At 75.7% G+C, this 4,591-nt stretch carries 6 protein-coding genes and 1 pseudogene; 5 read left to right on the top strand and 2 right to left on the bottom strand.

Annotation, left to right across the window (positions count from 1 at the left end; all coding sequences use genetic code 11):
• Window positions 1-150: 150 nt before the first annotated feature.
• On the bottom strand, window positions 151-354 hold the full coding sequence (locus tag ACFV61_RS15420; protein ID WP_063346967.1) for a hypothetical protein: 204 nt from the start codon (window positions 352-354) through the stop codon (window positions 151-153).
• Window positions 351-620 carry a DUF1876 domain-containing protein gene (locus tag ACFV61_RS15415; protein ID WP_063346968.1) on the bottom strand — a complete coding sequence of 90 codons (270 nt, stop codon included), beginning with the start codon at window positions 618-620 and terminating at the stop codon, window positions 351-353. Before ACFV61_RS15415 ends, ACFV61_RS15420 begins: the two co-directional genes overlap by 4 nt.
• 167 nt (window positions 621-787) lie before the next feature.
• On the opposite strand from ACFV61_RS15415, the gene ACFV61_RS15410 reads away from it, so the two are divergent.
• The 5 genes and pseudogenes from ACFV61_RS15410 to ACFV61_RS15390 all read left to right on the top strand — a co-directional run bounded on the left by ACFV61_RS15410 (window position 788) and on the right by ACFV61_RS15390 (window position 4,398).
• The gene (locus tag ACFV61_RS15410; RefSeq protein ID WP_380492044.1) at window positions 788-1,630 is read left to right on the top strand and encodes a YndJ family protein; all 843 of its coding nucleotides are present in this window, start codon (window positions 788-790) and stop codon (window positions 1,628-1,630) included.
• Window positions 1,627-2,139 carry a DUF1990 domain-containing protein gene (locus tag ACFV61_RS15405; RefSeq protein ID WP_363371254.1) on the top strand — a complete coding sequence of 171 codons (513 nt, stop codon included), beginning with the start codon at window positions 1,627-1,629 and terminating at the stop codon, window positions 2,137-2,139. Before ACFV61_RS15410 ends, ACFV61_RS15405 begins: the two co-directional genes overlap by 4 nt.
• A gap of 85 nt (window positions 2,140-2,224) precedes the next feature.
• Complete coding sequence (locus tag ACFV61_RS15400; RefSeq protein WP_063346971.1) at window positions 2,225-2,947, top strand: hypothetical protein; 723 nt, start codon at window positions 2,225-2,227, stop codon at window positions 2,945-2,947.
• A gap of 147 nt (window positions 2,948-3,094) precedes the next feature.
• A pseudogene (locus tag ACFV61_RS15395) lies at window positions 3,095-3,496 on the top strand (thioredoxin family protein); the annotation flags it as partial.
• Between the two features lie 167 nt (window positions 3,497-3,663).
• On the top strand, window positions 3,664-4,398 hold the full coding sequence (locus tag ACFV61_RS15390) for an alpha/beta fold hydrolase (RefSeq protein ID WP_380341125.1): 735 nt from the start codon (window positions 3,664-3,666) through the stop codon (window positions 4,396-4,398).
• Window positions 4,399-4,591: the final 193 nt, after the last annotated feature.

Raw genomic sequence — 4,591 nt, 5'->3', positions numbered from 1 at the left:
GTCGGTCTGCGGTTGGCGGTGCTGGCCTGACTCGAGCCTTGAGCCGCCCGGGGCCCGGGGCGGGGGGGGGGGGGGGCGCCGCGGCGCCCCCCCCCCCCCCCCCCCGGCGCCGTTCGCGTGGTGAAGCGTTCGCGCTGCCGGGGACCGCTCTCAGGGCCCGTCGTCCGGCGCCTTCGCCAGGTCCCCGGGTTCGCACGCCTCCCGGCCCGTCGCCACGTGCACGACCCTGACCGACCGGTCGGGGCCGCCGGGCACGACCCGCTGTTCGTGCCCGCAGCGCGGGCAGATCAGCGGGATGCGCGAACGGTGCTCCCGGCCGCCGGCGTGGCCGCCGTCCGGGTGCGGGGCGCTCACGTCAGCGGGTGGGTCGGGACCGGGCTGACCTCCTGGATCTCGCCGTGGGCCTTGGTGAGCAGCTGCGAGGCCAGGTCGTTGAGGGCTCTGGCTCCCGCGATCTCCTCGCCGACCCGCAGCTGTTCCGGGTCCGAGGGGTGGCGGCTGCTGTAGCCGTGGGCCCGTAGTTCCCTGCCGTCGCGCAGCCGCAGCATGGCCGCGGCGGTCGTGCGCGGGCCGTCCTCGCGGAACTCCATCTCGATGTGCCAACCGACCAGAGTCTGCATGGCGGATCACCTCCATCGATTACTCCTCCGGTTACTCCTCCAGAGTGCGCCGCACCCACCGTGAACACCAGGGCAGGCGGACCGGAGGCAAGTTGAACGCGTTCAACTCTGCGGCGTAGAGTCGTCCACGACCAAGGTTTGAACACGTTCAAGGAGGTGCTTCCGGCATGGGCAAGGGCACGACGGAGCTGGTGAACCTGCTGGTCCTACTCGGTATGGGCGCCGTCGTCCCGCTCGGCCTCGCCCTGATCGGCGAACCCGGCCTCGCCCGCGTCCGCCGGCTCTGGCCGCTCGCCGCCGTCCCCGGCGCGCTCTCGCTCTGGCTCCCGCGCGGCGGCCTCGCCACCGGCAGCGCCGCCCTCTACGCGCTCGGCACCCTGGCCGTCGCCCTCCACGCACCGCTGCGGCTGCGCCGGACCCGCTCGCTCGCGCCCGCCGAAATCGCCGTCCTCACCGCGCTCGCCGCCCCGGCGGTGGCCGGCACCGCCCTGGTCGCCGAGCGCTCCGGCTACCCGCTGTTCGGCTTCGAACCGCACGTCCTGGCGCTGACCGTCCCGCACTTCCACTACGCCGGCTTCACCGCCGCCCTCGTCGCCGGGCTGGTCTGCCGCAGCACCCGGGCGGGTTCCGGCGCCGCCCGCTGCGCCGCGCTCAGCGTGCCGGCCGGGACGCTGCTGGTGCTAGCCGGGTACTTCCTCGGCACCTGGGTCCAGTTCGCCGGGGCCTGCGTGCTCACCACCGGGATGTGGCTGGTCGGCCTGGTCACCTGGCGCGACCTGCGGCCGCGCGCCGCCGACCCGGTCACCGCCCGGCTGCTCACCGCCTCCTCGGCCGTCCTCGCCCTCACCATGCTGCTCGCCCTGTGGTGGGCCCTCGGCCAGGCGTCCGGACTCCCCCACCCCACCCTGGCCTGGATGGCCGCCACCCACGGCGTCGGCAACGCGCTCGGCTTCGCGCTCTGCTCGCTGCTCGCCTGGCGCCGGATCACCACCACGGAGGACCACCGATGACCGACCTCAGCTACCCGGAGCAGGGCGCCAGCGCCACCGGCCACCTGCCCGGCGGGTACCGCCACCTGCGGCACCGGGCGCTCGTCGGCCGGGGCCGCCCCGCCCTGGAGGTGGCCGGGGCCGCCCTGCTCGGCTGGCGGATGCACCGGCTGGCCGGCGTGCGGATCGACGCCGACGCGGACCGGGCCGCCCCCGGCGTCGCCGTGCACTGCGCGATCGGCGTCGGCCCGCTCCGGGCCGGCGCCCCCAACCGGGTGCTGGCCACCGTCGACGGCCCGGACCGGTACGGCTTCACCTACGGCACCCGGGCCGGCCATCTGGCGTGCGGCGAAGAAACGTTCCTGGTCGAACTGGAGGCGGACGGGGCGGTCTGGTTCAGCGTGACCGCCTTCAGCCGTCCGGTCGCCCGGTACGCCCGGCTGGCGGGGCCGCTGCTGCCGCTCGCGCAGCGGGCCTTCGCCCGGCGATGCGGCCGGGTCCTGGCCCGGATCGCGGCGGACGCGGGGTAATGCCTTGGCCCGACGGGCGGGCCGTCCGGCATGATCGCCCGGTGATACGCATGCAGCCGGCCCTCGATGTCGCCGCGGGGCAGCCGTGACCAGCTTCCTGACCCACCGGGCCCGGGTGCACGACGAGCGGCTGCCGGTGCGCCGGCGGCTCAACGCCCTACGGACCTGCCTGACCTGCTTCGCGCCGTACGGCTTCCGGGCCACCTACCACCACCTCACGCTCAGCGCCCGGATGCCCCGGCTGATGGAGGCCGACCCGGACTCGCTGGTGCGGGCCGTGGAGGAGCTGCACGAGGCGCGGGTCCTGTGGCTGGCCGGGGCGCGGGAGTACGAGGCGCGGCGCCGGGCGGAGAAGCGGGCCGGGCGGCGGCAACCGACCGAGCCGGTGTGGTGGAACCGCCCCTGGTGGGGCGCACCGGACGCGGCCTGGCGGGCGGACCCCTTCCTCCACCCGCCGCTGCGGCTGCCCGACTACGTCCGGCGGCAGAACGCGCTGCTGGACGGCGCCGTACTGCCCGGCTGCCCGGCCTGCGGGGACGAGGGGCCGGTGCTGTCGCGCTCGACCGGCCACGGCCTGGCCGAACTCTGCCGGACCTGCGCCTGGGTGCGGCAGCCGTGCCCGTGCGGGCGGTGGCACAGCTTCGAGCCCGCCCTGCGGGTCGGCTGGAACGGCATCTGGCGACGGGAGCACCTGACCGGCGACGGCACGCCGAACCCGCGCTGGCCCGGCGTGCAGGGGCCGGCCCGGATCGAGCGGCTGGCGGCGTACCAGGTCTCCCACCCGTGGGGTTTCCGCTCCACGCCGTGAGCGGCGCCCGGGCGCTGAACCGGCGGGCGCTGGACCGGCGGGGGCGGCTACGGCGGGAGAGGCTCCGGCCCGGGCGGCTCCGGAATACCCCGTCGGGGCGCACGGTTGTCGCGAGCACGTGATCGGTAGCGCCGCCTCCGGAAGGGAAGGAATCGCGAGATGAGCAGCACGGTCGAGCTGACCAAGGAGAACTTCGACGACATCGTCCCGGGCCCGGAGGGCCAGGACTTCGTCTTCATCGACTTCTGGGCCGGGTGGTGCGGGCCGTGCCGCCAGTTCGCCCCGGTGTACGAGAAGGCGGCCGAGCGCCACACGGACCTGGTCTTCGCCAAGGTGGACACCGAGGCGCAGGTGGAGCTTGCCTCCGCGTTCGGGATCCAGTCGATCCCCACGCTGGCGATCGTCCGTGAGGGCGTGCTCGTCTTCTCGCAGGCCGGTGCGCTGCCGGAGTCGGTGTTCGAGGACCTGATCGGCCAGGCCAGGAAGCTGGACATGGCCGAGGTGAAGCGCAAGGTGGCGCAGGAGCAGGCGGCCGAGGGCCAGGCCTGACCCGTCCGGGTGTCCGGGACGTCCGCTTGTCCGAGGGCCCGGGGAGTGCGACTCCCCGGGCCCGGTCGCTCAGTAATCCGGGCGAAAATCCGGGCGAAGTCCGGCCGGGGTCGGTCCTAGAGTCGTCGGCGACGGAGATCCCGCCCGACCGCGAGGAGCGATCCACCATGAGCACGTTCGTACTGGTCCCCGGTTTCTGGCTCGGCGCCTGGGCCTGGGAGGAGGTCGCCGGGCCGCTGCGCGCCGACGGGCACACCGTCCACCCCGTGACGCTGCCCGGGCTGGCGGAGCGCGCGGGCGAGGCCGAGCCGATCGGGCTGGCGGAGCACATCGCCGCGCTGGCCGACCTGCTGGTCCGCGAGGACCTGTGGGAGGTGGTGCTGGTCGCGCACAGCGGCGCCTGCGCCCCGGCCGGCGGCATCGCGGACCGGATGCCGGAGCGGATCCGCCGGGTGGTCTACCTGGACAGCGGCCCGATGATCGACGGCGGTTCGCTGTACGACCTCTGGCAGCCCGACCACCGCGCGGCGGCCGACGCCTCGGTGGTCGACGGCCGCCTCCCGATGCCCTCCTGGGCCGACCTCGCCGCCGACGGCGCCAGTGTGGAGGGCCTGGACGAGGCCGCGCTCGCCCGGATCCGCGAGCGGGCCACCCCGCACCCGGCCGGGGCGTACCGGGACCGGCTGCGGCTGACGGGCGCCTCGGCCGCGCTGCCGCAGGCACTGGTGACCTGTTCCTTCCCGCTCGCCCAGGTGCAGGCGATGATCACGGCCGGCCACCCGTGGTTCGCCGGGCTCGACGGGCCGAACTGGGAGCTGCGCGAACTGCCCACCGGGCACTGGCCGATGTTCTCCCGCCCGGCCGACACGGCGGCGGTACTGGCCGAGCTCGCGGCGCTCTGACCCTCCCTCGGCTCGGACCCGTCGGCGGGTTCGTCGGCGCGTTCGTCTGCGGGTTCGTCTGCGCGAAGCCCCGTTGACGTCGCAGGATGGGCACGGCGCCGGGCCCACCGCCCCCCCCCCCCCGCCGCCCGGGGGGGGGCGCCCACACCAACAACACCCCCCCGCGGGGCACGGGGCGCGGGAGACTGGCGCG

The sequence above is a fragment of the Kitasatospora sp. NPDC059817 genome, from assembly GCF_042731835.1.
Lineage (GTDB): Bacteria > Actinomycetota > Actinomycetes > Streptomycetales > Streptomycetaceae > Kitasatospora.
The sequence above is the reverse complement of the archived record's forward strand: the minus strand, read 5'-3'. Positions and strand labels throughout refer to the sequence as shown.